Source organism: Tumebacillus flagellatus (genome assembly GCF_000714935.1).
In the GTDB taxonomy this organism is placed as follows: domain Bacteria; phylum Bacillota; class Bacilli; order Tumebacillales; family Tumebacillaceae; genus Tumebacillus; species Tumebacillus flagellatus.
Map to the genome: position 1 here is coordinate 155,306 of NZ_JMIR01000002.1, position 25,480 is coordinate 180,785.

Annotated in this window: 21 protein-coding genes; 9 read left to right on the forward strand and 12 right to left on the reverse strand. The window is 57.8% G+C overall.

The genetic code is table 11. The annotated features are described in order from the left end of the window. Positions 1 to 4 precede the first annotated feature (4 nt). Positions 5 to 790, forward strand: coding sequence for an ABC transporter permease (locus tag EL26_RS02340; RefSeq protein ID WP_038084050.1), 786 nt, complete (start codon positions 5 to 7; stop codon positions 788 to 790). Positions 791 to 803: 13 nt separating this feature from the next. Then, the gene (locus EL26_RS02345) at positions 804 to 1,790 is read left to right on the forward strand and encodes an ABC transporter ATP-binding protein (RefSeq protein WP_038084052.1); all 987 of its coding nucleotides are present in this window, start codon (positions 804 to 806) and stop codon (positions 1,788 to 1,790) included. Positions 1,791 to 1,858: 68 nt separating this feature from the next. Here EL26_RS02345 and EL26_RS02350 read toward each other — a convergent pair whose 3' ends face one another. From EL26_RS02350 to EL26_RS02360, 3 genes are all read right to left on the reverse strand, one after another. After that, positions 1,859 to 2,527 (reverse strand): hypothetical protein, encoded by a 669-nt coding sequence (locus EL26_RS02350; protein ID WP_038084053.1) that lies wholly within the window; start codon positions 2,525 to 2,527, stop codon positions 1,859 to 1,861. 15 nt (positions 2,528 to 2,542) lie between these two features. Further along, positions 2,543 to 3,121, reverse strand: a complete 579-nt coding sequence (locus tag EL26_RS02355) for a matrixin family metalloprotease (RefSeq protein ID WP_038084056.1) — start codon at positions 3,119 to 3,121, stop codon at positions 2,543 to 2,545. Between the two features lie 116 nt (positions 3,122 to 3,237). Next, a complete protein-coding gene (locus EL26_RS02360) occupies positions 3,238 to 4,161 on the reverse strand; it encodes a phosphotransferase (RefSeq protein WP_038084057.1) in 924 nt (307 codons plus the stop codon). Positions 4,162 to 4,265: 104 nt separating this feature from the next. On the opposite strand from EL26_RS02360, the gene EL26_RS02365 reads away from it, so the two are divergent. After that, positions 4,266 to 4,661 (forward strand): globin domain-containing protein, encoded by a 396-nt coding sequence (locus EL26_RS02365; protein WP_038084059.1) that lies wholly within the window; start codon positions 4,266 to 4,268, stop codon positions 4,659 to 4,661. A gap of 142 nt (positions 4,662 to 4,803) precedes the next feature. Here EL26_RS02365 and EL26_RS02370 read toward each other — a convergent pair whose 3' ends face one another. Both EL26_RS02370 and kynA read right to left on the reverse strand, forming a co-directional pair. Beyond that, a complete protein-coding gene (locus EL26_RS02370) occupies positions 4,804 to 7,239 on the reverse strand; it encodes a penicillin acylase family protein (RefSeq protein WP_052035899.1) in 2,436 nt (811 codons plus the stop codon). A gap of 103 nt (positions 7,240 to 7,342) precedes the next feature. Continuing rightward, positions 7,343 to 8,182, reverse strand: a complete 840-nt coding sequence (kynA, locus tag EL26_RS02375; RefSeq protein WP_038084061.1) for a tryptophan 2,3-dioxygenase — start codon at positions 8,180 to 8,182, stop codon at positions 7,343 to 7,345. Positions 8,183 to 8,346: 164 nt separating this feature from the next. Here kynA and EL26_RS02380 point away from each other — a divergent pair, with 164 nt between their 5' ends. Both EL26_RS02380 and EL26_RS02385 read left to right on the forward strand, forming a co-directional pair. Continuing rightward, positions 8,347 to 9,708: an MATE family efflux transporter gene (locus EL26_RS02380; RefSeq protein ID WP_038084064.1), complete on the forward strand. Its 1,362-nt coding sequence runs from the start codon at positions 8,347 to 8,349 to the stop codon at positions 9,706 to 9,708. 178 nt (positions 9,709 to 9,886) lie between these two features. Next, a complete protein-coding gene (locus EL26_RS02385; protein ID WP_038084066.1) occupies positions 9,887 to 11,836 on the forward strand; it encodes an N-acetylmuramoyl-L-alanine amidase in 1,950 nt (649 codons plus the stop codon). Positions 11,837 to 11,963: 127 nt separating this feature from the next. Here EL26_RS02385 and EL26_RS02390 read toward each other — a convergent pair whose 3' ends face one another. The 4 genes from EL26_RS02390 to efeO form a co-directional block, all read right to left on the reverse strand. Then, positions 11,964 to 13,196, reverse strand: coding sequence for a C39 family peptidase (locus EL26_RS02390; RefSeq protein ID WP_052035900.1), 1,233 nt, complete (start codon positions 13,194 to 13,196; stop codon positions 11,964 to 11,966). A 142-nt stretch (positions 13,197 to 13,338) separates the two neighbouring features. Then, positions 13,339 to 15,123, reverse strand: a complete 1,785-nt coding sequence (locus EL26_RS02395; protein WP_038084068.1) for an FTR1 family iron permease — start codon at positions 15,121 to 15,123, stop codon at positions 13,339 to 13,341. Between the two features lie 14 nt (positions 15,124 to 15,137). Next, a complete protein-coding gene (efeB, locus tag EL26_RS02400; RefSeq protein WP_038084070.1) occupies positions 15,138 to 16,451 on the reverse strand; it encodes an iron uptake transporter deferrochelatase/peroxidase subunit in 1,314 nt (437 codons plus the stop codon). Further along, on the reverse strand, positions 16,451 to 17,320 hold the full coding sequence (efeO, locus tag EL26_RS02405) for an iron uptake system protein EfeO (RefSeq protein WP_038084290.1): 870 nt from the start codon (positions 17,318 to 17,320) through the stop codon (positions 16,451 to 16,453). Before efeO ends, efeB begins: the two co-directional genes overlap by 1 nt. A 204-nt stretch (positions 17,321 to 17,524) precedes the next feature. Between efeO and EL26_RS02410 the strand changes: the two genes are divergently transcribed. Beyond that, the gene (locus tag EL26_RS02410) at positions 17,525 to 18,652 is read left to right on the forward strand and encodes a PepSY-associated TM helix domain-containing protein (protein WP_038084071.1); all 1,128 of its coding nucleotides are present in this window, start codon (positions 17,525 to 17,527) and stop codon (positions 18,650 to 18,652) included. Positions 18,653 to 18,692: 40 nt separating this feature from the next. Next, entirely contained in the window at positions 18,693 to 19,103 is a 411-nt protein-coding gene (locus EL26_RS02415; protein WP_038084073.1) for a VOC family protein, read from the forward strand. Between the two features lie 46 nt (positions 19,104 to 19,149). Here the strand turns inward: EL26_RS02415 and cls are convergent, their stop codons facing one another. Next, complete coding sequence (gene cls, locus EL26_RS02420) at positions 19,150 to 20,622, reverse strand: cardiolipin synthase (protein WP_052035901.1); 1,473 nt, start codon at positions 20,620 to 20,622, stop codon at positions 19,150 to 19,152. A gap of 136 nt (positions 20,623 to 20,758) precedes the next feature. Here cls and EL26_RS02425 point away from each other — a divergent pair, with 136 nt between their 5' ends. Together EL26_RS02425 and EL26_RS25265 are read left to right on the forward strand one after the other, a co-directional pair. After that, positions 20,759 to 21,292, forward strand: coding sequence for a hypothetical protein (locus EL26_RS02425; RefSeq protein WP_152559148.1), 534 nt, complete (start codon positions 20,759 to 20,761; stop codon positions 21,290 to 21,292). 25 nt (positions 21,293 to 21,317) lie between these two features. Beyond that, entirely contained in the window at positions 21,318 to 21,485 is a 168-nt protein-coding gene (locus EL26_RS25265) for a hypothetical protein (RefSeq protein WP_161780645.1), read from the forward strand. A 267-nt stretch (positions 21,486 to 21,752) separates the two neighbouring features. Here the strand turns inward: EL26_RS25265 and EL26_RS02430 are convergent, their stop codons facing one another. Both EL26_RS02430 and EL26_RS02435 read right to left on the reverse strand, forming a co-directional pair. After that, positions 21,753 to 24,917 (reverse strand): MMPL/RND family transporter, encoded by a 3,165-nt coding sequence (locus EL26_RS02430; protein ID WP_038084078.1) that lies wholly within the window; start codon positions 24,915 to 24,917, stop codon positions 21,753 to 21,755. Next, complete coding sequence (locus tag EL26_RS02435) at positions 24,914 to 25,378, reverse strand: MarR family winged helix-turn-helix transcriptional regulator (protein ID WP_038084080.1); 465 nt, start codon at positions 25,376 to 25,378, stop codon at positions 24,914 to 24,916. Before EL26_RS02435 ends, EL26_RS02430 begins: the two co-directional genes overlap by 4 nt. Positions 25,379 to 25,480: the final 102 nt, after the last annotated feature.

Below are 25,480 nucleotides of genomic sequence, written 5' to 3' on the forward strand. Positions count from 1 at the left end.
CGACGTGAATCTCTATTGGAAGCTGTTCAAAGCGAGCATCAAGTCGCAGATGGAGTACAAAGCGGCGTTTTTGATGGAATTGTTGGTGTTTATGATCTTGCAGGCGCTCGATTTCTTGCTGGTGGCGGCGATCCTGCTGAAGTTTGACACGGTCGGCGGGTGGAACCTGTACGAAGTCGGCTGTCTGTTTGCGGTGGCGTCGATGGTGCGCTCGCTGTACCGCGTGTTTGCCAACGACATTCACAATTTTGAGAAGTACACGGCGAACGGCGAGTTCGACCAACTGCTGACCCGCCCGGTGTCGCCGTTGACGCTGTTGATTGCGCGCGGCGTGTATTGGAACCAGATCGGCGGGTTTCTGCAAGGCGCACTGATGCTCGGGCTTTGCCTCTGGGGCCTGCACGGGCAGGGCGTGGCGATTGGACCGGCGCTGCTCTATCTGCCCGTTTCGCTCTTCTCCGGCACGATCATCGTGTTTTCGCTGGGGCTGGCGACGGCGACGATCGGGTTTTGGACGGTAAGGATCAACGAATTTCTGGCGTTCACGCACTACGGGCCGCTCAACGCGGCAAGTTACCCGCTGCACATCTATCCGGGGTGGCTGCGCGGGATTCTGTTCACGCTGATTCCGGTGGCGTTTATCACGTACGTTCCGGCGCTGTACCTGTTCGACAAGGGCGGGGCGTTTTGGTACCTGATCGTCTCGCCGCTGGTGGCGCTGTTGGCGATGGGTGTGACGTGGAAGTTTTGGGGATTTGGGATCAAGCATTACCACAGCACGGGCAGTTAAGGGGGTTTTTTCGATGATCAAAGCAACCGATCTGACGAAGTTCTACCACGTCTCCGAAGTCAAGCAAGGCCGTTTCGCCACCTTGCGCTCGTTTGTCTCCGGCAAAGGGCGCAAAGTGCCGGCGGTGTCCGACATGTCGTTTGAGATTCCGCGCGGCGGGTTTGTCGGGTACATCGGGCCAAACGGAGCGGGCAAGTCGACGACGATCAAGATGCTGACGGGAATCTTGCACCCGGACGGCGGCACGGTGGAAGTCGCGGGCCTCTCGCCGCAAAAACAGCGCAAGGAAGTGGCGCGCAAAATCGGCGTCGTGTTCGGGCAGCGCACGCAGTTGTGGTGGGATTTGCCGACGCGGGATTCGTTTGAGCTGTTGGCGGCGATGTACAAAGTCGGGCAGCAAGAGTACGACAAAGCGATGGAAGTCTACGGCGAGCTGCTCGGCTTGCACGAGTTTCTCGACACGCCGGTGCGCAAGTTGTCGCTGGGACAACGGATGCGGGCGGACTTGTGCGCGGCACTGTTGCATGATCCGGACGTGGTGTTTCTGGACGAGCCGACGATCGGACTCGATGTGACGGCGAAGAACCGGATACGGAGTTTCTTGAAAGACCTCAACGAACGGGAGCAAAAAACGATCCTGCTCACCACGCACGACATGGACGACATCGAGCAGTTGTGCAAGCAGATTATCATCATCAACCACGGGCAGAAAGTGTACGACGGGACGCTGGAGTCGCTGCGGGAGATGTACCCGTTGCCGAGCGTGCTGGAAGTGGAGTATCACGGGGCGGTAGAGGAATTGCTGTTGCCAAACGGGGCGCAGTTCGACCCGTCGCGCGGCGTGGCGCGGATCTCGTTTGACAAGCGGAAGACGAAGCCGTTGGAATTGATGGAGCGGATGGGGCAGTGCGGCGAAGTGCGCGACATTCGCGTGCAGACGCCGAAGATTGAAGATGTGATCTCCGAGATGTACGAGCGGCCGCAGGTGCAGTTGGTTTGAGGAGAATTGCCTGGGAAATCAAGCGTGGCTCATAAGAAATCCACCCAAATTCTTGGGTGGATTTCTTCCTAGATATCTCCCTTAGCAGGAGTTGGTTTCGGACGTTTCTTGTAGGCTTCTTCTTCCTTAGGGATTTCATCGGTCAGCGAGGCAGGGTCGATCGACTCTTTGTCGTTATGGAAACGCTTGTCCTCAGGATGTTTCGGGTCAAGGCTGAATTTGCCTTGCAACATTCCAGACAGAACATAGTACGTTTCTTCAGGTCTTGCTACATCACTGTTATCCTGATTCAGAAAGAGAATGACATCCTCTCCCTTTGTAAAATCAGGTTCGTCCTCCGACTTCCATACGGTATTGCCGACCTCCCCCTTGTCGACACGAACTGCGATGTCTTTGTCGTAGGGGGTCCCCTTGTATACTTGATTTACATGAACCACAACATCGGTTTGGACAATGTTTCGAATCGTTTGTCCTCGCTCCCAATTGGGATTGCTCCACCTGCTTGGTAACAGGTCTTTGACTTTCCCTCTAACGATGACCTCTGATTCCCCGATCAGGTCAGTTTTCGTTTTCAAAGGAAGTATCCCGTGAACTTCGATGGTTTTAACGGTTTGATCGTCCATTGCAGGAGCGGGTTGTGCCTCCACCGTACTCGAAGTTGACTGACTCCAGCTTGTATAACCCAACGCACCCATTCCAACTGATACACAAAAAACGATGAGCAGTGTTCTCTTCATTGAGTTTCCCGCCTCCTATTTATACAGGAACAGGATCCCGTTTTTGTCATCCTGCTCAATTGTCCGTTTCTTCGTTTCACCCATCGGGCTCTGCCCATACATGGTAGCCTCAGGATCTACACTGTGCTCAAGGCCCAATAGGTGACCTAACTCATGCGTAATATTACCTCCGATATCATAGTTTCCGCTAGAACCATCATTTGCAAAAGGATAGGATACATTGATATCGATATCAGCTTCAACGATTTTGTTGTTGGAGTTGGTCATCGTTGAGGTCTGCATTAAATACGTGTTGGTCCCACGATTTCCTCTTGTGATGTCGTTCTCGTTGTTGGCGAACGGATAGGTTGTCAACGAATGTTCCGGCAAACTACTAAAGCATAGGCTGCCAGCTCCTGCTGTATTCCATTGCCCGCAGGCCGCGCTAATCGCTGACTTTGTTTCAGAGGAAAAACCCGAATAAGCATGGACATATGCGGGAGGTACGTTGTAACCCCGCGAGTTAATAGCCCAAGAGTATGCGGCACTCGCTCCGATTGAGACCCCTGCGAGGACTGTAAGGATACCCAACCCAAACTTATAAACCTTTGACATTTTGGTTTTCTCCCTTCTTCAAAATCTATTCAGACCATTTTCTGAGTAAGATTCTACAAGGGATCGACGAGTTGTATCAATATTTATTTATTTAACAATTATATAAATGTTTCCGATTATACCAAAAGCGCAAGGGCGAGGTTCTGTTTAGATACGGCGACGAGCTGTTCCTGTTGTTGGTCATGCCCGTACAGCATGAGGACGAGCGTGGAAAAAACCGCCCTGAACCGCGCCATTTCTTGTGTTTGTCTGTCCACTTCGCCGTAGTGTTGGTAAAAAACCGTGCGTCCCTCCGGCGGCAGGTAGTTGTAGACGATCGACAAGTCCAGCGCTCGATGTCCGATGTGCGTGTCGCCCCAGTCGATGACGCCGGTGAGGTTGCCCTCCGCATCGACGACGAGGTTGCGGATGTGCAGATCGCCGTGGACGAGGGTGTCGTAGATCGGCGGTGTCCATTGCGCGGGGGAGAGGGCGTTGGCGTACTCCCGCAGCGTGTGCAGAGTCGCCGATTCGAGGAGTTCGAGCGCGGCGGCTTTTTCGATATTCGCGAGGAGTTGCGGTTTGCGTTTGTCGAGAAGGAAGCGCTCCATGATGTCCGTCTCGGGAACGCCGCACCGCTTCGCTTTTTCAAGAGGGAACGAATGAACCGCCCGCAAAAACTCAGCAAGGGGTTGCGCAGCTTCTATCCGTCGAAGTGCCCGCACCCGCTCTGGCGCAACACCCCGCACCAATCGATACCCCAAGAACGGCCACGGGAACCGCTCACTGGGCGTACCGTAAAACAGAGGCTCTGGAATCGCCAACGAAAACCGCCCCGCCAAGTCCGGAAGCAACCGCCCTTCCGCCCGCAACAACTCCACCGCAATTTCGCGGCGGGGAAAGCGAAACACATAGTCCTCGTTGATCTGATACACCGTATTGTCAAACCCTTCGCCCAGCACCTGTACTCGCACAGGCACCAGTTCCGGGAATTGTTCTTCTACTAACTGCCGAGCCAATGTCACTGTCACGACATGCTCCGGCGACCAAGGTTGCGTCATAATCGGGTCTCCTCTGCCTGTCTTTCTGTGATAAAACGCACAATGCCGTCGGCGGGAATTCGATACGATGAAACCACCATTCCAAAGAAATGAGGGCTGACATCATGATCCCGGAACCGACTGTGAATTTGACTTCTGAATTGCAAGCTTTTCTCCAAGCGGACGGGTTTCGCACGCTGGTCGATCTCTTCTATGACCGCGTGAGCCAACACCCGGACTTGATTCCGATCTTCCCCGAGGACTTCACCGAAGTCCGCGAAAAACAATACTGCTTCCTCACGCAATTTTTCGGCGGCGAACCGCTTTACTCGCAAACGTACGGCCCGCCTTCGATGATGCGAATTCACAGCGAGCATCCCATCACCCCCAGACGCGCCAAAGCATGGCTGTGGTGCATGAAGGACACTCTGGAGCATCTCGACATCCACGAAGCTCTGCGGAAATTCTTCTACGACCGCTTGGCGATGGTGGCGCAAAACTTCATTAATACTTCTGAGTAACTTCTCCTGACTCCAATTGATCCACGTTGTCATCAGCCTATCGAACTCCGCCCAAACACTTTGGCGGTTTTTTAAGTTTTTCCCCCAGTATAACAAAAAAGACCCGCCCCAACTCTCAAGGCAGGTCTTGCAAAAAAACCAACTACGGCGTCAGGGTCAACTGATGTCCCTTCACTTGATACACCTGCGGGTCGGTGCTCGTCACGTGATACCCGCCTGTCGTCCAGTCTTTCACTTGGTCGTCATACCAAGGCGAAAGCAGATGCCCTGACTGACCGGGGCCGACGACGTTGTACGTTTGGCTGAGATCGGAGAAGTCGACGACCGTCCGCCAGGCCCCGCCGTGATTGACTTCGCCCGTTTTGGCGTCCCAGCCCGCCGCTTCGACGGTGACTTTCGAGCCCGGCACCGGCGATTTCGACGGGTCGAACAGCAGATCGAGCGGCTTGACGGCTGCCAGCGGATGGTGGAACGGCACTTGGTGGAACTCGCCCCACTTCCATTTCGACGCGTCCTTGCCTTGCAATTCCACCGCATGGTCAACCGCGCGTTGGAACGCCGTGAGCGCAACGGCAGCGAGACCGCCTCGCTCCTGCACCCAAGGGCCGGGGTTGCCGGAAGCCGCGTTGCGAATCAGATGATCGACGGTGCCTGCCTTGTCTTCAAACAGCGACAGAGTTTCGTCGGAGAGCTCCGGTTTAAACAAGACATTCGGCAATTCGCTTTCCCACAAGTTGAACACCAACGCGCCGCTGGAGTCCAGCGTATCGCGGCAGTCCCAGTCCGAAAGCTCCTTCAGAGCGGCGAGGTCGATGTCGCGCAGTTTGTCCTGTTGCCCTTGGAGGAGACCGGTGAGAATCGGGAGGAACTCTTTCGCTTGCAGGTTGGTCGGGTCGAATTGCAACTTCTGCATGTCGGTTGCGGTGAGGTCGTTTTTGCCCGCGAGCGTTTGCGAGATTTCCTTCTCACGATAGGGTTGCGCCCAGACGTTGGAGAGGTGGTACGGGTAGTCGTCGCCGACCACTTTGTTGTTCGCCGTGGCGATGAACCCGGACGGCGGGTTGACGGTGGTTGGGAGCTCCTCCCACGGGATGTAGCCTTTCCATTCATACTCGCCCGTCCAGCCGGGAACGGGCGTCGACGCGTCGCCCTTGGTGCGAATCGGGATCAAGCCGTTGGCGCGGTAGGCGATCGTGCCGTCCTCGGCGGCAAACACAAAGTTCTGCGCCGGAGTCTGGAAGTACGTCAGCGCTTGCTTGAATTCGTCCCAGTTCTGCGCTTTGGCAAACCGCTGCACCGCTTCCAATTCCGTCGACGGTTGCAACGCCGTCCATTGCATCGACAGGGCGGTGTCGGTGCTTTTGTCGTTGGCGAATTCGGAGATGATCGGGCCGTGGCGGGTGATGCGCACGTCGCAGGAAACGGGCGCGGCGTCCTTGACTTTGATTTCCTCGTGGATCACTTGCGCGGGCTCCCACTTGCCTTGGTACTGAAATTCGTTCGGGTTCGCCGGGTTGCGTTTTTCAATATAGAGGTCTTGCACGTCCGGGCCGACGTTCGTCACGCCCCACGCGATGTGGTCGTTGTGCCCGAGGATAATGCCGGGAATGCCTGCAAAAATCACGCCGGAGACGTTCAGCGACGATGTCTTCAAATTCGTCTCGTACCAAATCGACGGCGTGGCGAGCGAGAGATGCGGGTCGTTGGCGAGCAGCGGTTTGCCGCTCTGGGTCTTGGAGCCTGCGACGACCCAGTTGTTGCTGCCGTTAAACGGATTCGGCTTCACCGCTTCGGCGAGCAAGGGGCCGACGTCGAGCGGATTGTCTTTCATCGCTTGAATAATCGTCGGCGCGTCGACCGGATAGGACGGGAACAGGTCGAGCGCTTGGTCCTCCGACACGTGCTGGGCGAGGTCGTAGTGAAACGCTTGCTCTTCCCAGTGCCCGCCGAGATCGAACGCCATGTACTTGCCGATCGTCAGCGAATCGACCGGTTGCCACTCGCGCGGTTGATAGCCGAGCAGCGTGAACTCGATCGGCAGCGTGTTGTCTTGCACCGCTTGGTGGAGGTACGCGTTGACGCCCTGTGCGTACCATTCCAACACTTGCTTTGCGTCCTGCGAGTACGAATTCCAACTCGCTTCGGCAGCACGGCGCAAACCGAACGTTCGGAAGAATTTATCCCGCGAGAGTGCTTTGTCCCCGACGACTTCGGAAAGTTCGCCCGACGCTTGGCGGCGGGAGAGGTCCATTTGAAACAGGCGGTCTTGCGCGGTGACATACCCTTGGGCAAGGTAGAGGTCGTGTTCGTTTTGCGCTTCGATGTGCGGAACGCCGTGGTCGTCGCGCCAGACGGCGACGCTTTGCTGCAGACCGCTCACGTTCAGGGTGCCGTCGACGACGGGCAGACTTTTGTGAATCAGATAATAGCCGGTTCCGGATGCGGTGATCAACAGCAACACCAAGACGAGCACCACGCTCGTCACGATCTTCCACAAGCGGCGCTTGGGCCACCAGCGGCGTAAGCTTTTGGTCTGGTGTACGGCAGGTTGCAACGCGATCCCTCCTTTTGCTTCCATAATGACAGAATCTTCCCGCGAATAGCAAGAAAAAAAGACCCTGTCGCGAGGCGCTTCGCCCCAAAGCGGCAGGGTCGTTTTTTACAAACGGGTCTCTCAGGTCTTACAGTTCGGTGCGCAAGCTCCACAGCTCCGGGAAGAAGCGGTGGTCGAGCGCCCGTTTCAAATACTCGACGCCCGCCGAGCCGCCGGTGCCGGTCTTGAAGCCGATGACGCGCTCAACGGTGATCATGTGGTTGAAGCGCCACTGTTGCTGGCGGTTGTCGATGTCGACGAGCTTCTCCGCGAGTTCGTAGAGGTCCCAGTACTTGTCGACGTTGCGGTAGACTTCCAGCCACGCTTTCTGCACGCTGTCGTTGTGCTGGTACTCTTGCGACCAGTCGCGGTGAAGAGCCGTTTCATCCACTTCCAATCCGCGTTCCGACATCGCCCAGATCGCGGCGTCGTAGATGGAGCGCTCGTTCAGCGCCGCTTGCAAGACGGAGTAGAGTTCCGCTTGGTGTTGGTAGACGCCGAGCGTGGCGGCGTTCTTGCGGCCGAGCATGAACTCGATCAGGCGGTTTTGGTAGGATTGGAAGCCGGACGAGCGGCCCAATTTGTCCCGAAACTCCATGTATTCCGACGGGGTGAGCGTCGAGAGCACATCCCAGGATTGGATCAGTTGCTGTTGGATGCGCGAGACGCGGGAGAGCATCTTGAACGCGGGCTCCAAGTTGTTTTGCAAGATGGAAGCGCGGGCGGCGTTCATCTCGTGCAGGATCAGCTTCATCCAGAGCTCGCTGGCTTGGTGGATGATGATGAACAGCATCTCGTCATGATGCCCGGAGAGGCGTTGCTGAGCGTCCAGGACTTTGTCGAGCTGCAAGTAGTCGCCGTACGTCATGTCTTTGGAAAAATCGGTGTGCAAGCCGTGCGGGTGCTGCGGATGATTCGAATTGGACATGCGTGTCGCTCCTTTGATGTCGTGGTTAAGTCAAAAAAGGAGTCGCCCGCCGGGGGTGACTCCTCGATTTTTACACAGTCCTCAATCATCAGTGTATCAAATTTTGAAATCACAGTCTAGATGTTACAGGGCGTTTTCTCCACAATGAGAAGCACAAGGGAGGAATGAAAGTGCGACTCTACCGCCTGTCTTTGCCTGTGATCGGCGAACTGTTGCTTCAGAATGTGCTCGCCGCTGTGGATGCGCTGTTTGTGGCGCGGCTTGGCTTGCTCGCGATCAACGCGGTGGGCGTGACGGCGATGTTCAGCGTCGTGTTGCTTTCGGTGCTCAACGCGCTGGGCGTGACGATGACCGTGTTTCTCTCGCGCACCGCTTCGGAAAAAACCCCCTCTGCCGCCCGCTCTCTCGTCTGGCACGGACTCGTGCTCGGCGGCGGGGTCGGAGTGACGGTTTCGCTACTCTGTCTGCTGCTCGCGGCGCCGCTGTTGCATCTGGCAGGAGCGGGGGAGGAGTTGACGGCGGCGGCGAGGCCGTACTTTTGCTTGGTGTTCGGGTCGACGCCGTTTCTGGCGCTGCATACGATGCTGGCGGCTTGCTTTCGGGCGCGGGGGGACACGAGAACGCCGCTCAAGATCGGCTTGCAGATGAATCTGTTGCATGCGGGGCTCGATGCGTTGCTGATCTTCGGCTTGAAGTTGGGATTGGCGGGGGCGGGGCTGGCGTATCTGGGAGTGCAGGTTTTGGTGTTGCTTCAATATTGGTGGCGGGCGAGGGGGTTTTTGCCTACGAGGTCGGATTTGCGGCTCTCGCGGGGGATGCTGGCGAAATGGTTGCGCTTTGCGGTTCCGGCGGTCACGGAGCGGCTGTTCAAGCGAGGCGGGCAAGTGGTGTACCTGAGCTTCGTCGTCCGCATGGGGACAGAGCCGTATGCGGCGAACAACATCGCGAATACGTTGGCCGGGTTTATCTCCCTGTTGGGAGACGGACTCGCCACGGGCGTTACTGTGGCGATGGGGAAGTCGATTGGGGAAGCGAAACAATCGAGAGAGACTGATGAATCCAGTGAATCCGGTGCGTCCAGTGCAGCCGAAAGCATGGATCTATCCGTCTTGCAATCCCGCTTGGATGCCATTCGCCGCCAAGGCTTTCTCGGTGCGGCAGTCTCGATGACAGCAGCGACCCTGCTATTCTGGGCGCTCAGTCCTTGGATCGGGCGTTGGTTCACCGACGACCCTCGCGTCCTCCACGACCTGACACTCGTGCTCTTTCTCTATATCTTCTGCCAACCGTTCTTCGCCGCAAACTTGATCGACTGCGCGGCGATCCAAGCGGGCGGCAACTCCACGTACACGATGTGGGTGACAATCCTCGGCGTCTGGGGCGTGCGCCTGATCTTCATCCCGGTTCTGCTCTACGGGTTCCACTTGGAACTCTCCGGCGTCTGGCTCTGCATCGGGCTCGACCACATGGTGCGCGCGTATCTCTACCGCCGCTACCGCCTCAAACGCAATTGGATTCACTCATAAAAAAAGAACCGTCCCGCAACCGAGGCGGTTCTTCTAGAAGTCGTTCCAGAGATTCGAAGGTCGGAATAAACGGTTTATTTGTCATTTCGAGTCCCAATTTGTTTATTGACGAACCTAATTTATTTCTATAAAATTTTGACAAATAGTTTTTCCAGAAGAGATAGAGGAGGTTTCATCCATGTCGAAGCGTCGTCCGATGTTTCTCGCGGTGCTGATGGCGGGTTTGTTGGTGGTCCCGTCCACATTGCCGTCCGCAACCCAAGCTCAAGCAGGTGCCGCCGACACGCAAGAGCAAGGTCCGGATGCGTTGCAAACCGCTTTCCAAAACGCGTCGCAAGAGTTCGGCGTTCCGCTGAACGTCTTGATGTCGGTCGCCTACAACGAATCGCGCTGGGAACAACATCTTGGCCAACCGTCGCTCTCCGGCGGCTACGGCGTGATGCACTTGACCCATCTCGGGCAAGCAGACCTCTCCGCGCGCGGCGAAACGGGCGATGAAAGCGCTGCGACGGAAGCGACCCCTGCTCTCCCGGCGAACAACGACCCGTCGGTCAACACCCTCGACGCGGCAGCCGTACTGCTTGGCACGAACACCGAGGTTCTGAAAACCGACCTGACCGAAAACGTCCGCGGCGGCGCGGCGTTGCTCGCGCAATACGCGCGCGAAACAGTCGGCAACACGCCGTCCGACGCGGCGGATTGGTACGGCGCGGTGGCGAAATACAGCGGCTCCGACCTCGACGAAATCGCGCAAGACTTCGCGGACGACGTGTACGCGACGATCCAAACCGGCCAAGCGCGCACCACGCCGGAAGGTCAAACGGTGACGCTCGCCGCCGATGCGGTCACCCCGAACAAAACCACCGCGAACTCCCTGCACCTGCGCAACGCGAAGAAAACCGGCACCGACTGCCCGAACGGTCTCGAATGCCGTGAAATTCCGGCGTTGTACCAGCAGTTCTCGGCAAGCCAAACCGACTACGGCAACTATGACATCGGCAACCGTCAAGCAGACGGGGACGATATTCGCTACATCATCATCCACGACATCGAAGGCACGTACGAAGCGGGCATCTCCACGTTCCTCTCGAAGTCGTATGTGTCCGCGCACTATGTCGTCAACAACGTCGACGGTCAAGTGACCGAGATGGTCAACCCGAAAGACGTGGCGTGGCAAGCGGGCAACTGGTACATCAACTCGCACTCGATCGGCATCGAGCACGGCGGGATCGCCGCAGAGGGCGGCGCTTGGTACAGCGAGCAAATGTACCACGCTTCGGCGAAACTCGTGAAATACCTTGCTAAAAAATACGACATTCCGCTCGACCGCCAGCACATCCTCGGCCATGACGACCTGCCGGGCACTTCGCAAGCCACCCAGCGTTCGATGCACTGGGACCCGGGCGCGTACTGGGATTGGTCGCACTACTTCGATCTGCTGGGCGCACCGATCAACCCGAGCAACGGAAACGCGCACAACCGCGACAAGCAAAACAACCCGATCGTTACGATCAACCCGCACTTCTCGAAAAACCAACCGTCGCCGGTGCTTTACGGCTCGCAAGTGCTCGACCCGCAGCCGTCGAACTTCCTCTACCTCTACCAAGCACCGAGTTTTGACGCGCCGCTGCTGAGCGACCCGGCACTGCATGCGGCGGGCGTTCCGGGCACGACGCAGATCTCCGACTGGGGCGACAAAGCGACGATCGGCCAAACGTTCTACAAAGCCGATCAACAGGGCGACTGGACCGCGATCTGGTACGGCGCGCAAAAAGCCTGGTTCTACAATCCGTCCAACTCCAACACCACGCCGGGCCGCGGCATCCTCGTCACGCCGAAAGCGGGCAAAACCTCGATCCCGGTCTACGGCACCGCGTATCCGGAGGCGGAAGCGTTTGCGGCAGCGGGCATTCCGAGAGCGGTCAACAACCCGCTGCAATACAACGTGACCGCAGGCCAAGTTTACGTCTCGGCCGGCACTGTGCCGTCCGACTACTTCTACGCCAAACTGTTCAACCTGCCGGAGACCTACCAAGTCGTCAAAGGCAAGGATGAGTTCTATCAAATCTCCTTCAACCACCGCATCGCGTTCGTCAAAGCAAGCGACGTGGACATTGTGCAACCGTAATCGCATGAAAATGGCCCTCTTCTCTCCACGGGAAGGGGGCTTTATTCTGCCGGTGAGGGATATCGATATCGAAATTTAAGGAAAAAGGGCTCCCGGCAACATCGCGGGAGCCCTTCACTTTGCTTGCTTACCAGTGGCCGTTGCTGGACGGGATCGCCCAGCCTTGCGGGTACATCAAGTACGCGGTGCCGTTGGAGTTGCCGAGCCAGCAGGTTTCAAACTGCAAGCGGTTGTACGTGATGCCGACCGCTTCGTCCGATGCGGCCGCCGGATCGTTGACCAAGACGTTGCCGTTCGCGTCAAAGCCGCGCACGACCAAGAGGTGACCGGACGTGCTCGGGATCGGCGAGCCGTCGAGTTGGCCTTTTTTGTACGCGACGGAGACGACGACCGGAACGCCCGCGTGCGTCCATTGCTCCAGTTCCGCCAGCGAGCTCATGCGCGCCACTTTGCCGTTGAGCCCGAACGAAGACGCGTAGTTCGTGTTAAACGGCCAGTTGCCCGCGCCGTTGTACGTGTAATCCCACACGCCGTCCTTGACGGTCGGAACGGTTTGGTTCAGAGCGGAATTGCCCGTGACGTTTGCCCAGTACGCCATGACCATCGAGGTGGAAGTCGGAGAGCACCAAACTTCGCCGCCGTTCGGGAAGACCATCTGCGAACGCTTGGGCACCGGCAAATCGCTGACGAGGCCCGTGCTCGCAACGGTGCCCGCCGTGTCCTTGCCGTTCGAGAACGTGATGCCAAGCGCGCGGACCGTCGGCGTCGCGCCCGGATCGGTGGTGAAGAGGGTGACGCGCGCTTTGACCGCCGTTGCGGATTTGGCGAGCGAGAGCGTGTCGGTGTAGACGGTGCCGTTGGTGTCTCCTTGGCCGTTGACGGAATGGCGCTTGAACGGCAGATCGCCTTGCAGCCACACCCCCATGCTGTACCATTTCGTCCAAACGCCGTTCACTTGGGCGCTCAGTTCCACTTCCGTCCACGTGTTCGGAGCGGTATTGGCTTGAATCGAAGGAATCGCTTCCGTGAAGTTCACGGAGATCGGGTCGGATGTGAATTGCCCGTATTGATACGCGCCGCCGTTGTAGCGGCCAAGCGTGTCGGTGCCGGAGAGCAGCGCGTTCGGGTCGAGCGTGAGGCCGGACGAAGAGACGATTAACCCGGACTGCGAGCCGGTCGAGAAATTGGGGATTTCTCGGAAGGCTTTGACGTCGAGGACGGTGGATTTCATCGAAGTTGCCCCTTTCGATTGTGCAGCGCCCGTCGCACCCGCCGGACCTGCGGGACTCATCAAGCCGAGTACCCCCATGCCCACCAAGGCGGTGACCAAGACGCGCTTCCATGCTTTTCGCTGTTTCATTTGTGCATTCCTCCCTTTGTTTTTCTTCTTATATAGTTACTATGCTATATGAAAATTAAGAAAAGTACAACTTTTCCTGATGCAGAAAAAAACGCCGCTCTCCTGAATAGGCGGAGAGGACGTTTTTTCTACTACTATGTGGTTACGCGTGGGCGCTGACCGATTGTCGGCGGTTGTTCCACGTGGTGGTCAAGAGGATGAGCACGATGAGCAGGACTTGTGCTCCCGTCGTTTCCCACGTCGGGTAGAGGCCGAGCCACTCCCAAGTCGGGAAGCCGGCAAGAGTGTGCACGGAGAACCAGTCTTGGATCTGCAGGACGTGCACAGATTGCCCGAGGAACTTGAAGGCGATGTAGTAGATCAGCAGAGACGCGACGCTGAAGAACGGCTTGAGCGGGATGCGCACCGCGAATTTCAAGATGGCAAACCCGATCAGCAAGAGCACGGCGAGCGAGACGCCGATGCCGAGGAACAGTTGCGTTTTTTCAATGGAAGCCGCCATGCCGAGGTAGAAGAGAATCGTCTCGGCGCCTTCGCGCGCAATCGCGAGGAAGGAGATCAGCGCCAGTGACCAGAGACTGCCGCCCGCAAGCGCTGCGCTCATCTGCGTGGAGATGTAGGAATTCCACGCTTTGGAGCTGGATTTGCTGTGCAGCCAGACGCCGACGGTGAACATCATCACGACGGCGATCAGGCCGGTGACGCCCTCGATCACTTCGCGGTTGCCGCCTGCGGTGAGCGAGGAGAAGAACAGGGACATGATCCCCGCGAACACGACGGAGACGCCGAGGCCGGAGCCGACGCCGGCCCAAATCCATTTTTGCTTGTTGCGGTTTCCGGTGCGTTGAAGGAACGCAAGCAGAGCGGCGACGACGAGCAGGGCTTCCAATCCTTCGCGGAACAGCATGATACCCGCATCCCATGCGGTGTAGTGAGATCGGTCGGCGAAGGGTTGGAGTTGCGTGATCATGGATTGCAAGACGCTCACGGCCGATTCGGTGTTCGGCGGGGTGGAAGTGAGGTCTTGCAGAGCTTGCGTCATCTTGGTTTCCGTCTCGCTGTACGCTTGCCCCGAGCGGGCAGAGACCGCGCCTTCGACAGACGGCCAAAGCGTGATGAACTGCTGGACTTTGTCGGAGGCAGACGCGGCGTCGCCGGATTGCAGTGCCGAGTTTGCGTCAGTCAGCAGAGCGATCGCGTCGGAGAGCGTGACGTCTGAAGCGGTGCTGTTTGCAGCGTTCCCGTTTAAAGCGGAAGCGTTGCCGTTCGCGGCGCTGTTCAGAAAGTTGTCCGCGTCTTGCAACAAGTTTTGCAGAGCCGATTTCGCCTTCGCTTTGTCCACCGTCTCGGCGTTGAGCGCGACGGTCGCCAGCGTGCGGTGCGTTTCAAACTTCGAATAGATCGCGAAGTCTTGGTTGCGAATCGCAGACTCCGCTTTCGTCCAGTTGTTGTCGAACAGCTTGTATTGGCTCTTGGCCTTCGCCAGATCGTCTTGCTCCAAAGCCGTCTGTGCTTGCTGAAGGTAGCCTTCGAGTTTTTTCACGACAGCCGTGCCGTCGTTGCCCGCCGCCGCTTGGTCATCCGCCAGCGCGTCGGTCGCTTTGGCCAAGTTCGCCAGCGCCGTGTTGACCGCTGACGGATCGGGCGATGCGCCGCGTGCCGCTTGTTTGGCGGCGGCGAGGGCGTCGTTGATTTTCTTCTGCGCGGCTTCCGGGTGTTGCGCGGAAAGCCCTTGCCAGGTCGTTTCAAACTGCTGCAGGTCGGAGTTCACCGCTTGCCAGTTTCCGGCCTTCGCTTGCGTCAGCGCGTTGCCGACCAGCGGCAGCAGCGGGTCGGCCGCCAATGCCGGGATTGCCGTACCCGACACGCCGAGCACCAGCAACAGCGCCAGCACAAACCCTAACAGGCGCGATCTGAAGTTCGCCATGTGACATCCTCCTCCTAAAACAGTTCTTGGCCGAGAAACCCTCCGGCCGAAGCGCCCGGCAGACACGCAAACACCGCGCTGCCCACATGCACGATGTATTCATTCAAGCGGTCGTTCTTGGCAAGCCGTTGTTGCATCGGCACAAACTGCTTGCGCGGGTCGCGGTTGAAACAGACAAAAAACAACCCCGTGTCCAACTGCCCCGTCTTCGCGTCAATCCCGTTTGTATACGAGTACGAACGGCGCAGAATTCGCACTTTCCCGTCGCCGTGCGCCAACGCCACATGCGAATCGACAGGGATGAGCGGCTTGCCGGATGCGTCCTTTTTATCCAGATCGAGCTTCTCGAATTCGTCGGTGCCGCCCAGCGGTGCCCCCGAGATGCGGGCGCGCCCGAACGTCGCTTCTTGGTCTTGGAGCGTCGAGCGATCCCACTCTTCGATGCGCATGCGGATGCGGCGGACGATCATGTACGAGCCGTTCGTCATCCAAGCCGGCCCTTCCGACGGCTGCACCCACACGACGTCGTTCATCGCGGCGTCGTCGTTGACATCCGGGTTGCCCGTGCCGTCCTTGAAGCCCATCAAGTTGCGCGCCGTGCCCGGTTTCGCCGCCGCACGCTCGGTGCGTTGGAAACCGGCTTGGCTCCAGCGGATCACCGCCGAGCCGCGCGCGATCCGCGCCAAGTTGCGAATGGCGTGGAACGCCACCTGCGGATCGTTCGCGCACACTTGCACGCCGATGTCCCCGCCGCACCACTCCGCCTGCAATTCATCTGCGGAGAAGGCGGGCAGGTCCGCAAGCGGAGCCGGACGCTTCGACGCGAGACCGAAGCGGTCGGCTCCGTCCTTCGTAAACAGCGTCGGGCCCACGCCGAACGTGATCGTCAGCTTCGACGCGGTCAACCCGATCGCTTCGCCGGTATCGGTCGGCGGGAGATGCTGGTTGTTCGACTCGTCGCCCACCGGTTGCCCTTGCGTGATGCGGGCGGCGGCGTCCGTCCATTTTTCAAACAGCGCGCGCACGTCCGATCGTTTCTTCGCGATGATGTCAAACGCCGCGAAGTGGAAGAAGTCCTGCTGCGGCGTGACGATGCCCTGTTGATATTTCCCGTAAAAAGGCAAGATGTCGGCAGCCGGTTGCGCCGTAGCGGTGGAAGATGCCGCGCCGACCGCGCCCGTGGCGAACAACGAACCGACGCCGGCTCCTCCGAGGAGAAGTCCGGCGCCGCCGACCCCGGCCATCTTCAACAATTGACGACGGCTGAGTTTCGGTTCCGTTTGGGAGTTGTTTTGGGGTTCCTTCTGGAAGTCGTTTTTGGTTTCCATTACTTGTTCGCCCCCAGAACGGTGCCCATCTGCGAAAGCGGTTCGGCAAGCGCGTCGACCGCTTGGCTGAGTTCTTTGGTTTGCTCCTTGCTCAGTTCCGTGTACGAGACATAGCCGCTGTCTTTTTTGTACTTGGAAAGCGCGTTGTTCAAATCGGCAAAGCGGGACGCGATCGTGTCGGTCAGTTGCGCATCGTGCGCTTTCAGGGTCGATTGGAGCAGGGTGAAGATCTTGTCAGCGCCTTCGACGTTCGCCGCGAAATCGTAGAGGTCGGTGTGCGAGTAGCGTTCTTCCTCGCCGGTGACTTTGGTGGCGGACACTTCGTTGAGCAGTTCGACCGGGCCGGTTACGAACAGCGCCGGTTCGATGTCTGCCGTTTCCACTTTGGCGCGCAGCAACTGGACGTTGGAGAGGAGCTCGTCGGCGGTTTGCTCTTCGCCCTTGGTGGTGTTCGCTTCCCAGAGCGCTTTCTCGATCTTATGGAAACCTTTCCACTCCGATGCGTCAACGTCGTTCTCGCGGGCGTCGACGTCCGGGTCGAGGTTGTCGAACGCTTCGGCGATCGGCTCGATGCGCTCGTAGTACTGGCGGGTCGGCGCATAGAGTTTTTTCGCTTCTTCGATGTTGCCCGACTTGACGGCGTTCACGAATTGAGTGGTGGAAGCGATCAGCGCGTCCGCTTGCTCGATGACATACGTGCGGTAGTCGGCGATCGGTTGCTTCAGATCGACCGCTTGGGCTTGCGTTTGTGCGGCGGAATCTTTCTTATCGGTTGCCGGAGCGGCAGCGTCTTGCGCAGAAGAACAGCCTGCCAGCGCAAGAGAGGTGAACAGGGTGAGGCCGATCAAAGTCTTCGTGCGTTTTTTCATATGAGTCATTGGAGGAGTCCCCCTCGTGTGATGGTATTGGTAATGATAATCGTTATCACTTACACGCTCAATTTATCAGTTCCCCCCACCCCCGTCAAGAAAAAATTTTGGGAATTGCGGTATTGACAACTAAATTGTGATACGGTTATTCTGACATCGTAACTGAGAATGATTATCACTATTACAATATCGAGGTGAGCGTTCGTGCGGAAGTGGATGGTAAAACTGCACTTGTGGGTAAGTTTGGTTGTCGGATTGTTTTTTGTGTTGATCTGTTTGACGGGGAGTGTCTTGGTGTTGCGCGAGGACATTCAGAAGTGGGTCAATCCGGAGTTATATGAGACGACGCCGGGGCGCGTATCGGTGGAAGTCGTGCTGGCGAAGACCGCCGCGCTGTATCCGGAGTATCATGTCGACCAGATCGAGTCGCCGGAGATGGCGAACGGCCGCTATCATGTCCGCCTTTCCAAAAAAGGCGAGGCGCAGCGCGAACTCTATCTCGATCCCGGCACCGGCAACGTGTTGGGACAATCGGGAGCCGGCGCGAAGTTTGTGAATCTTACTTTGAAACTGCATCGTTATCTGTTGCTCGGCGACCTGTTCGGCAGACAGACGGCGCAGTACGTCAACGCCGTGATGGGCGTCGGTTTGATCGTCGTGCTCGGCACGGGCGCGTACTTGTGGTGGCCGGGCGTTCGCCGCTTTGCGCTGGGCTTTCGGATCGTGCGCACCAAGGGCAAATTGATGTTCAACCGGGATTTGCACAAGTCGCTCGGGATCGTGTCGGTGCCGTTTTTGCTGGTGTTGGCATTGACCGGGACAGCCTTCACGCTCGACAAATTCGTGTTCGGCTGGTTTGGCAGCCCGACGCAAGAGGCGGTGCCGAAATCGGCGACGCAGGTGAAAGCGGAGGGGAGCGCCCTGCCGGCGGGGCAACTGCTTGAGAATGTGCAGAGGGCGTATCCCGAAGCGAAGTGGATGAACTTGAAACTCCCGACGGACGGCAAGCAAGCGGTGACGGTGAGTTTGGAGGAAGGGTACAACCCGGCGGACATCGGCAACGCCACGGCGTATGTGAATCCGTACACGGGGCAGGTGTTGCACAAAACGAACCCGCACGCAGGCATCACGCTCTATCAGCGTTGGAAGCGCGGGTTGCATTTCGCTTCTTGGGGCGGGGTGTTCTCGAAAGTGCTGTACGTGCTGATCGGCTTGCTGCCGCTGTTCTTCATGGTGACGGGACTCGTGATCTGGAGACTGAAAGCAAACCTCCGACGCTTGAAAAAAACACCCCAACCCGCAGTTGCCCCCCAAGCTGATTTCCAAGTATAATTAGATTCATTCTTGTTACATACTTGGAGGGTTCCGACAGATGAATGTGATCCCGTACCTGACGTTCCAAGGCACCACCGAAGAAGCGATGAACTTCTACGCCAAAGCCCTGCAAGGCGAAATCGTGCAACTGGACCGCTACAGCGGCGCGCCGGGCATGCAGATCCCGGAAGGCTGGGAAGACAAAGTCATCCACGGCCGTGTGAAGTTCGGCGGCGACAACTTCCTGTACTTCTCCGACGCCGACCGCGACGTGGTCGCAGGCAACTCCGTCTCGCTGGCCGTTGAGTTCGACTCCGAAGAGGCTGTCAACCACGCGTTCAACGTCCTCGCAGACGGCGGCAGCGTGTTCATGCCGCTGGGCAAGACGTTCTGGGGCGCTCTGTACGGCAAGTTGACCGACAAGTTCGGGATCAACTGGGACCTGAACCACACGTTGAAGAGCGAGTAAAGCAAAAGGCACCCTGCCGAGAGCCGGGTGCCTTTTTTATAGGAAGTTACAACAGCGGAGACAGCAACCTCGCCAACGACTCCCCGAACTTGGAAAGCGGAGAGCGGGCGGCGTAGTCTTGGAAGGTGAACGTCGAGCAGCTCGCCAAGTCGGCTTCGAAGATCTGCTTCAACTTCTCCGCCTCCAACTTGTCGTACAGAAACGCCCCGATCTCAAAGTTGAGGTGGAAACTGCGGTGGTCGATGTTGCACGTGCCGACCACGCCCACCGCGCCGTCGACGACGATCGTTTTGGCGTGCAGAAACCCGTTTTCATAGAGATGGCAGGTGACGCCCGCTTCCAGCAGCTCGCCGAGGTACGAGAGCGACGCGATGTGCACGATCCAGTGATCCGCTTTGCGGGGGAACATGATGCGGACATCGACGCCGGAGAGCGCGGCGATGCGCAGCGCGTTCATCACATCGTCGTCCGGCACGAAGTACGGCGTTTGCAGGTAGATGCTCTCCTTGGCGGCGTAGATCAGTTTCAAGTAGGCGTTTTTGATGTGCGCGAGATTCGAGTGCGGGCCGCTGGAGACAATTTGGATCGTGGTCTGCCCGGACGTTTCGATGTCGGGGAAGTAGCGGTCCGGCAACTCGATCTCCTGGTTGGACGCCGCGTTCCAATCGAGAAAAAACTGCGCCTGCAAGCGATACACCGCATTGCCCTCCACCGCCAAGTGCGTGTCCCGCCAGAACCCCAGCTTCGGGTCGAGGCCCAAGTACTCGTCGCCGATGTTGAAACCGCCGATGAAGCCGATCTTGCCGTCGATCACGGCGATTTTGCGATGGTTACGGTAGTTGATCCGCAAATTCAAGTACGGAATCCGCGAGGGGAAAAACGGCCTCACTTCGCCGCCCGCGCGGGTGACTTTGCGAAATGCTTTTTTGGAAAGGCCCCCGGAACCGACGTGGTCGTAGATGATGCGAACCTCGACGCCTTCGCGGGCTTTTTTTTCTAAGAGGTTGAGCAGGGCGGTGCCGACGCGGTCTTTTTTGATCATGTAGTAGAGAAGGTGGATGTGCTCCCGCGCCTCTGCGATCGCTTGGAAGAGGTGGTCGAACTTCTCCTTGCCCGTGGTGAAGACGCGCACTTCGTTGTTGCGGGAGAGAAACGAGAAGTTGCTCTGCAAGTTCAAGTGCATCAGCGAGCCGAAGTCGTGCAGATACACGGACGCTTCACGGTCCCTGTGGTCGGGGTCGGAGAGCAGCCGCGCTTGGTCGCGCGCGAGAGTTTGAAAGCGCTCCGCCATGTAGCGCTCCATTTTGTACACGCGCTTGCGGGCGAGGTTTTGGCCGAGGAACAGGTAGAGGATGAACCCGACCACCGGCAGAAACGCCATCACCAAAATCCACGCCCACGTCGTGCTGACGTTGCGCCGCTCCAGGAACACGATCGCCAGCGCAAAGACCAAATCCAACAGCGGCAGCACCGTCGCCCCCGTTTCCCAATTCAAGAAACCTGAAATCGCATCCACCATCTGTACACCCCGCACCCTTCTTTCTGTATGTAGAGTGTATCACAAAACAAGAAAAAGCTCGTTTTTCAAGGAGTTTTCATCAGAATCGGGTAAACTATTCAATATAATAATACAGAGAAAACGGGGAGTCGAGAGGATGAAACCAATTTCGTTGGTCCTGTCATGGGTGGCACGAGGGACTGCTTTCGTGTTCGGCATCTATGCGTTGTACGCGCTGTATGTGTATTTCCTGTCCGGTCAAACGGCATCGGACTTTCCATTTCGCGGGTTGAGCAATCAGAACGGCGTTTTCGGCATGATCGTGGGCGGAGCGGCGATCGCAATCTGGGTGGCGCGCAGAATCTACGTCGAGATGAAAAAACGGAAACTGCCCGACTTCGAACTGACCCGGCAAGCCATCCTGTTCCTGCGCAAAAATCACATCGTGTTTGGCTGGATCACGCTCGTCACCGTCACGGCGCACGGGCTGTACTACCTGTTCGTGTCGACGAACAAGACGTTTGAAGTGTATACGGGGTGGATTTCGTGGGGCGTGCTGGTCGTCTTGACGCTGCTCGGGGTCTTTTTTGACAAGAAGCTGGCGGACAAGCAGAAGATCAAGCGCGTGAAACTGTACCACATCGGCTTCGCGTTCGTCTTTGCGGCAGGCGCGCTCCTGCACATGCTGTAGGACGGCGGAAAGGGGAGAGTTGCGGATGAAAAAAGTGAAGTTTGCCCTGTCGCTGCTGGGCGTCCTCATTGCAGTCGCCGCCGTCGGCGGAACTGCGCTGTATTACAAAGTGCTTCACCCCGAGAAAGTCGTAGTGGAACAGGAGCGCCATTTCCGTCCTGCTCCGAGTACATCGGGGACTACGGGGCCGTAGACCAAACGAGAGACATTCCCGCGCCGGGGATGTCTCTTTGTTTTTCCGAAACGGGTTCATCATGCCTATCCATCATGTTGATGAAGGCACGCTCGGTTGAAACTGGCGGATGAGGTCTTCGAGGGAGTCGGCGATGCGTTCGAAGGTGCCACGCCGACAAGTCTTCGTACGATGACTTCGGGACGTATGTCACGCACTAGTAAAAACCAAAAAGCCTTCGTTCGGTGAAAACCCGGACGAAGGCTTTTTTGGTGACAGTTCGTTTTTTTACAGGATGGCTTCGACTTGCTTCTGCTGCTTCGCTTCTTTCGGTTTGCCCATGAACGGCCACCAGTTCGCTTCGCCGAACATGCGAACCATGACCGGGACGAACAGCGGGAGCATGACGAGCGCGTAGAGCGCGAGGCCGCAGAGCACGATCGTCGCGATCTGCAGGAGCGACATGACGCCCGACGGCAGCATCGCCGCGAACGTCCCGCCCAAGATGACAGCCGCCGAGATGATGACGCCGCCCATATTCTTCATCGCGAGCAAAATCGCTTCGGTCGGCTTCAGGTGACGGTATTCCTTGAAGCGGTCCATGAGGAAGATCGAGTAGTCGACCCCAAGCGCCATCAAGAGCACGAACCCGAAGAACGGAACCGCCCACGAGATGCCCGTGTGTCCGAGCAGGCGGACGAAGATCACTTCCGCGATCGCCATCGACGTGTAGTACGTCAACATCAGCGACGCCAAGATGTACAGCGGCATGACGATCGAGCGGAACATCAGCACCAAGATGATCCCGATGCCGATCAACATCATCATCAGCGTGCGGGAATAGTCGCTTGCCGAGATGTTTTTCAAGTCGTTGTTGATCGAGGTGACGCCGCTGACCGCGTACGTGGCGCCCGCATAGTCGGTGCCTTTGAGCGCGCGTGCGACGGCGTCTTGCAGACCGTCTACTTTTTTCAACGTGTCGACAGCGTACGGGTTGCCGTCAAACACCACGTCGAACGTGACCGTCTTGCGGTCTTTGGACATGTAGGTATCCAGCGCTTTTTGGAAGTCTGCGTCCTTGAGCGCTTCGTCCGGGATGTACCAGCCGGAGAGGTCGGCGTTCGGGTTGGACGAGAGTTCCTTCAGATAGTCGTCTGCCGTTTTCAGACCGCCGGAGACTTGGCTGAGTCCGTCTGCGGACTTGTTCAAGCCGTCGGTCAGAAGGCCTAGTTGCGAGTTCAAATCTTTGAAGCCGTTCGCCAGCTGTTTCTGGCCGGTCGTCAGCTGGTCGAAACCGCTGGTGACGCTCGGCAGTTTCGTGACGATCTGGCCTTGGCCGTCTGCCGCTTGGGCGATGCCCGCTTGCAGTTGGTCAAGCCCGTCGGCGAGCTTCTTCAGTCCGTCCGACAGCGCTTTTTGCCCGTCGACGGCTTGTTGGAAGCCCGTGTTGACATCGTTCAGACCTTTGATGGCACCCGCGAGCTGCTGGTTGAGCTTCGTGAGTCCGTCGTTCAATTGCGCCGCGCCGGTTTGCAAGCCGGTGAGCGTGCCTTGCGCTTTGAGGAAGTCCGGGTCTGTTTGCAGTTCCGGGTGCTTTTGCGCGACGGCGTTCAGGCCGGTTCCGACGCTGGAAAGCCCCTGCGCGAGACCTGCCGTCTGCTGGGCAACGCCTTCATACGCTTGGGAAATCTGCGCGAGGCCGGAGCCCACTTCATTGTAGTGACTCAGCAGATCTTGAGACGCCGTCGCGAGTTGATCGGCGCTCGCTTTGGCTTGTTTCAATCCTTTGCTGAGGTCTGCCGCGCCGACGGAGCCGTCTTGGAGACCTTTTTCAATCTGTTTCAAGCCGTCGGACAGTTGCGAGACGCCCGATTTCAGCGCGTTGGTGCCGTCGATCAACTGGTTGGCGCCGGTCACCGCTTGGTTGAGTTTCGGCGCGTTGTCGCTGAGCGCTTTGGAAGCGTCGGTCAGGCCCTTGTTGATCTGGCCGAGCGCGTCGGTGCCTTGACCGAGTCCGTCGCCCAGTTGCACCGCTTGTTTCGGGATGCCGAATTCTTCGACGGCATCGCCGCTCGGGCGGGTGGCGCTGCGAACCGCTTTGACGCCGTCGACTTGGAGCAGTTCACGGGAGACTTGCTCCACGGTGGCGAGGCCCGCCGAGGTGTCCATCGGTTTGTCGACTTTTAACACCACTTTGGACGGCATCGATTCGCCGGGGCCGAATCCGTTCGAGATCGCGTTGAACGCTTTGACGGAATCGTACTTGTCGCCGAGTTCCTCCAGCGAGTTGAAGGAAGTCGAGCCTTTGTACGCAGTGAGAAACGGCACGATGATCACGGCGAGGATCACGATCGCCCAGAGCGGGCGTTTCAGCGAGAAACTGCCGACCGCGCCCCAGACTTTGCTTTGCTTGTGTTCAAGCGATCCCTTGGACGGCCAGAAAATCGTCGTGCCAAGCACGCCCATGAAGAACGGAACCAGCGTGATCAGCGCGAGCAGCAGCACTGCCACGCCGACCGCGACGGCGACCGCCGAACGGTAGAGCGAGAACTGCGAGAAGCCGATCGAGACGAACCCGACGAGCACGGCGAGACCGGAGAAGAACACGGTGCGTCCCGCAGTGCGGTAGGTGTTCAAGATTGCGTTCAGGCGGTCATGCCCGTGCGCGAGTTCTTCTTTGAAACGGGAGATCAAGAGGATGCAATAGTCGGTCCCGATCCCGAACATGACGGCGACCATGAAGATCTGCGTGAAGTTCGAAAGCGGGAAGTTGAACAGATCGACCAAAAACGCGACGACCGACTGCGCCACGACGTAGGAAATCCCTACGGTGACCAGCGGGATAAACGGAGCGACCAGCGAGCGGAACACCAGCAAGAGGATGCCGAGAATGAACACCACGGTGATCCATTCCGTTTTTTTCAGGCCGTCTTGCGAGCTTTGAATGACGTCTTCGTTGATCAGCAGGTTGCCGGTGTAGTAGTGCTCGACTTTGACGTTTGCGACGGCTTTGTTCAGCGCGTCGCGCGCTTCGGCCGGCGTGCGGTCCTTGATGCTGAAGTTGACGAGGACGATAACCGTCTTGCCGTCCTTGGACACCATGTTTTTCTCCAGTTCCTTGGTGTCGAAGTGCGAGACGACGGAGGTGATGCCGTATTGGTCTTGGTTTTGCTTCATCGATTCCACGGCGGACTTGGCATCGTCGAGTTCCGTGGAACTGAGTCCCTTGTCGTCGTGGAAGACGAGGACGGCGGATTCGTCCTGCGCGCCTTTGTCTTTGTTCATCTCGTCGAGGAGATGGGCGGCGGTGGAAGAGGAATAGCCGTCGGGGACGTTGATTTGGCCTTTGTCATGGACGAGCTGCTCCATGTTCGGAGCGCCGAGCGTCAGGCCCACGGCGGCGGCGATCCAGAGCAGCAGCCACAGCCATTTGAGTTTGACGATGGTCTTCATGAATTCTCGGTGACCTCCTCTTCTTCGGAAATCAGCAGGCGGGCGAGCTTTTCAAACGTCTCGATAAACGCCAGGATTTCTGTCTCTTGAAAATGCCCGATGTACCGCGCCAGCAACTGCTCGATTTTGAGTTGCACGTCGAGCATCAGTTGTTTGCCGGAGGGGGTGAGGGCTAAGTACGTCACACGGCGGTCCCGTTCGTCGGGGATGCGTTCGATCAAGTCCTTCTCCACCAGACGCTTCACAATCGCCGTGATCGAACTCTTGCCGACAAAAAAAGTATCGGCCAGCTCCGAAGACGTGCACATCCCGCGTTCATGAATGTAGCACAGCGTCTGATGCTGGTCGGCGGTCAAGTTCTCCGGCATGAGCTTTCCCAGACGGGCTGACATGATGCGGTTCACGTTGAACGAGGCGGTCATGTAGCGTGCGATCAGCGGTTTTAATTGTAGGGTCTCCATCTCGTCCTCCTTGTTCGACTATGCAACGTTCCGTATTCTAATGGTTCGACAGTGAAACTATATCACGGGATTTCCTCGCGAGTCAACGGAAAAAGCGGTATA

Bases quoted from the DNA above. Each gene is read 5' to 3' on its own strand.
- EL26_RS02355 (WP_038084056.1), bottom strand. From the start codon at position 3,121: ATGTCAAAGGTTTATAAGTTTGGGTTGGGTATCCTTACAGTCCTCGCA.
- EL26_RS02365 (WP_038084059.1), top strand. From the start codon at position 4,266: ATGATCCCGGAACCGACTGTGAATTTGACTTCTGAATTGCAAGCTTTT.
- EL26_RS02390 (WP_052035900.1), bottom strand. From the start codon at position 13,196: ATGAAACAGCGAAAAGCATGGAAGCGCGTCTTGGTCACCGCCTTGGTG.
- efeB (WP_038084070.1), bottom strand. From the start codon at position 16,451: ATGGAAACCAAAAACGACTTCCAGAAGGAACCCCAAAACAACTCCCAA.
- EL26_RS02395 (WP_038084068.1), bottom strand. From the start codon at position 15,123: ATGGCGAACTTCAGATCGCGCCTGTTAGGGTTTGTGCTGGCGCTGTTG.
- EL26_RS02435 (WP_038084080.1), bottom strand. From the start codon at position 25,378: ATGGAGACCCTACAATTAAAACCGCTGATCGCACGCTACATGACCGCC.
- EL26_RS02370 (WP_052035899.1), bottom strand. From the start codon at position 7,239: ATGGAAGCAAAAGGAGGGATCGCGTTGCAACCTGCCGTACACCAGACC.
- kynA (WP_038084061.1), bottom strand. From the start codon at position 8,182: ATGTCCAATTCGAATCATCCGCAGCACCCGCACGGCTTGCACACCGAT.
- cls (WP_052035901.1), bottom strand. From the start codon at position 20,622: ATGGTGGATGCGATTTCAGGTTTCTTGAATTGGGAAACGGGGGCGACG.
- EL26_RS02415 (WP_038084073.1), top strand. From the start codon at position 18,693: ATGAATGTGATCCCGTACCTGACGTTCCAAGGCACCACCGAAGAAGCG.
- EL26_RS02360 (WP_038084057.1), bottom strand. From the start codon at position 4,161: ATGACGCAACCTTGGTCGCCGGAGCATGTCGTGACAGTGACATTGGCT.
- EL26_RS25265 (WP_161780645.1), top strand. From the start codon at position 21,318: ATGAAAAAAGTGAAGTTTGCCCTGTCGCTGCTGGGCGTCCTCATTGCA.
- EL26_RS02425 (WP_152559148.1), top strand. From the start codon at position 20,759: ATGAAACCAATTTCGTTGGTCCTGTCATGGGTGGCACGAGGGACTGCT.
- EL26_RS02380 (WP_038084064.1), top strand. From the start codon at position 8,347: ATGAAAGTGCGACTCTACCGCCTGTCTTTGCCTGTGATCGGCGAACTG.
- efeO (WP_038084290.1), bottom strand. From the start codon at position 17,320: ATGAAAAAACGCACGAAGACTTTGATCGGCCTCACCCTGTTCACCTCT.
- EL26_RS02345 (WP_038084052.1), top strand. From the start codon at position 804: ATGATCAAAGCAACCGATCTGACGAAGTTCTACCACGTCTCCGAAGTC.
- EL26_RS02385 (WP_038084066.1), top strand. From the start codon at position 9,887: ATGTCGAAGCGTCGTCCGATGTTTCTCGCGGTGCTGATGGCGGGTTTG.
- EL26_RS02350 (WP_038084053.1), bottom strand. From the start codon at position 2,527: ATGAAGAGAACACTGCTCATCGTTTTTTGTGTATCAGTTGGAATGGGT.
- EL26_RS02430 (WP_038084078.1), bottom strand. From the start codon at position 24,917: ATGAAGACCATCGTCAAACTCAAATGGCTGTGGCTGCTGCTCTGGATC.